Genomic DNA, 2,505 nt, shown 5'->3' on the forward strand with positions numbered 1-2,505 from the left:
ACGTAAGCGGTAAGTGAGAACCGTACTGACGCTTATTTATTGGAGAGATCTACGTTCCATGGCAGTAGTTCAGCCACTTTATTAGACGACCATTCCGGCAACACGCTCAGTATATGACGCAGATAAGCTTCCGGATCTATACCGTTTAACCGGCATGTCCCGATCAGTCCGTATAGTAAGGCTCCGCGCTCACCTCCATGGTTGTTACCGAAGAAGAGATAATTTTTCTTTCCAAGACAGACTGCGCGCAACGCGCGCTCGGCGGTGTTATTATCCGCTTCTGCAAGCCCGTCTTCACAGTAGTAGCACAGGGCTTTCCACTGGTTCAGTATGTAGCCGAACGCTTCACCCAGCTTTGACTTTTTCGACAACGTCGCGTTTTTCTCCACCATCCAGTCATACAGGGACGTCAGAAGCGCTTTACTACGAGTCTGCCTGGCTGCCAGGCGTTCATTTTCAGGACAACCACGTATTTCGTCCTCGATGGCATACAGTTCTCCGATACGTTTCAGCGCTTCCTCCGCCGTCGGGCTTTTTGTTCTGACATACACATCGTGGATTTTTCGGCGGGCGTGAGCCCAACAGGCTGCTTCTGTCAGTGGACCTCCTTCACGTTCCGGACTGAACAGACGATCGTACCCACCGTAAGCATCCGCCTGCAACACCCCGTGGTAGTTTCTCAGATGTTGCTGTGGATGTTTCCCTTTTCTGTCCGGCGAGAAGGCGAACCACGTTGCAGGCGGATCTGAGGAGCCTGCGTTACGGTTATCACGCACATAAGTCCACAGACGCCCGGTTTTCGTCTTTTTATTACCCGGTGCCAGTACCGGCACCGGGGTATCATCCGTGTGCAGCTTGCGGGTATCCATCACGTAGTTGTACAGGGCTTCATCCAGAGGGGCCATCAGTCTGCAACACGCATCCACCCAGTTTGAGAGCAGGGAGCGGCTCAGGTCGACTCCCTGACGCGCCAGGATTTCGGTCTGGCGGTACAGCGGGGTATGTTCCGCATATTTGGACACCAGAACCCGCGCCAGCAGCCCCGGGCCAGCTATTCCCCTGTCTATCGGACGTGATGGTGCCGGGGCTTCCACGATACAGTCACACTTCGTGCAGGCCTTTTTTATCCGTACTGTGCGGATAACCTTCAGGGCGCTGGTCACCAGTTCCAGTTGTTCCGAACTCACCTCTCCCAGATAGTCGAGTTCTCCGCTGCACTCAGGACAGCAGGTTTCCGATGGTTCCAGACGGTGTATTTCACGGGGAAGGTGTTCAGGAAGCGGGCGACGGTGACGGGACTGGCGAAGCTGCCGGGGAACCTGCGGGTCATTTTCCCGACCACTGTACCGATCGCTCTCCTGCTCACGTTGTTTCAGTAGCTCTTCTGCCTGTTCCACCTGCCGATGAAGCTTTTCTGAACGCCTGCCAAACAACATACGACGCAGCTTTTCCACCTGAGCTCTCAGGTGCTCTATTTCCCGCTCTTCCTGCTCGATTTTTTCCTCAGCGCGGGCAAGCGCTGAACGCAGGAAGTTTTCCGTTTCCTCGATGATACGGAGCTGTTCATCTTTCAGGCTTAGCTGTCTTTCCAGGTCAGCAATGCGGGCAGAGAGTTGTTTATTCATCCCTGCCTTATAATATTTGCTGCCGGTAAATTACAACATTGTCAGGGCATTAAGGCGGGAAGTTTTTGGCTGACGCCAGTCCAGCTTATCGAGGAGCATGGCAAGTTGTGAACGGGTGATAGTTATTTTCCCGTCACGCACAGCAGGCCAGATAAACTGGCCTTCTTCAAGACGTTTGGTAAACAGGCACAGGCCATCCGCATCCGCCCAAAGGATTTTCACCATATCACCGCGTCTTCCCCGAAAGATAAAGAGATTCCCGGAGTAAGGGTTTTCATTCAACACGGTTTGTATCTGTTCACCCAGACCGTTGAACGATTTACGCATATCAGTGACACCGGCAACCAGCCAGATTTTGGTTCCGGATGGAAGAGACATCATCGTTTAAGCTCCTGTATCAACTTTGCCAGAAGATTTTCGCTGATAGTGCCGTTCAGGCGGAGAGTCCCGTGTCTGAACACAACCTCACAGGAGGCGTTAAGTGTGTCATCTCCCGCTGACGGAGTTGATGACTGGATTGTCGCTGCGGAAACAGGGGCTGTTTCAGATTCAATCGTAACGGGGATTAACAGAGGGTCACTGGTTACAGCCCCTGAAGGTAGTTGCAGTTTTCCCTGCCGCCATAACTGGCGCCATTTAAACAACAGATTGGCGTTAATACCATTATCCAGAGCCAGTCGGGAGATTGATACCCCCGGCTTACATGACTCAGCGACGAGCCGTTGTTTAAATTCAGGAGGATAGTTAAGGCAGCCTTTAGGCCTGCCAGGTGTGGCATTTTTCTGTATATCTGACATTTTTATCACCCACTATTATTTAGTGGTGGATATTTTGTCCAGTATGTCAAAAGTTAGCCAGACGGTGCAGAGACGACGCTTAC

At 52.3% G+C, this 2,505-nt stretch carries 3 protein-coding genes; all 3 read right to left on the reverse strand.

Going from position 1 to position 2,505, the window contains the following annotated elements; translation table 11 throughout:
- Positions 1-32 precede the first annotated feature (32 nt).
- Genes HV477_RS27745 through HV477_RS29195 form a run of 3 tightly spaced genes read right to left on the reverse strand, consistent with a single transcriptional unit; the run spans position 33 to position 2,422 of the window.
- Positions 33-1,625: an IS66 family transposase gene (locus HV477_RS27745; protein WP_175065733.1), complete on the reverse strand. Its 1,593-nt coding sequence runs from the start codon at positions 1,623-1,625 to the stop codon at positions 33-35.
- A gap of 30 nt (positions 1,626-1,655) precedes the next feature.
- Positions 1,656-2,006 (reverse strand): IS66 family insertion sequence element accessory protein TnpB, encoded by a 351-nt coding sequence (tnpB, locus tag HV477_RS27750; protein ID WP_175065734.1) that lies wholly within the window; start codon positions 2,004-2,006, stop codon positions 1,656-1,658.
- Positions 2,003-2,422 carry a transposase gene (locus HV477_RS29195; protein ID WP_175065735.1) on the reverse strand — a complete coding sequence of 140 codons (420 nt, stop codon included), beginning with the start codon at positions 2,420-2,422 and terminating at the stop codon, positions 2,003-2,005. The genes tnpB and HV477_RS29195 overlap by 4 nt, the downstream gene beginning before the upstream one ends.
- Between the last annotated feature and the right edge of the window lie 83 nt (positions 2,423-2,505).

This window comes from Salmonella sp. SG203 (assembly GCF_013350575.1).
Lineage (GTDB): Bacteria > Pseudomonadota > Gammaproteobacteria > Enterobacterales > Enterobacteriaceae > Salmonella > Salmonella enterica.

Coding starts and splice junctions, on each gene's coding strand:
- HV477_RS27745 (WP_175065733.1), bottom strand. CDS start 1,625: ATGAATAAACAACTCTCTGCCCGCATTGCTGACCTGGAAAGACAGCTA.
- tnpB (WP_175065734.1), bottom strand. CDS start 2,006: ATGATGTCTCTTCCATCCGGAACCAAAATCTGGCTGGTTGCCGGTGTC.
- HV477_RS29195 (WP_175065735.1), bottom strand. CDS start 2,422: ATGTCAGATATACAGAAAAATGCCACACCTGGCAGGCCTAAAGGCTGC.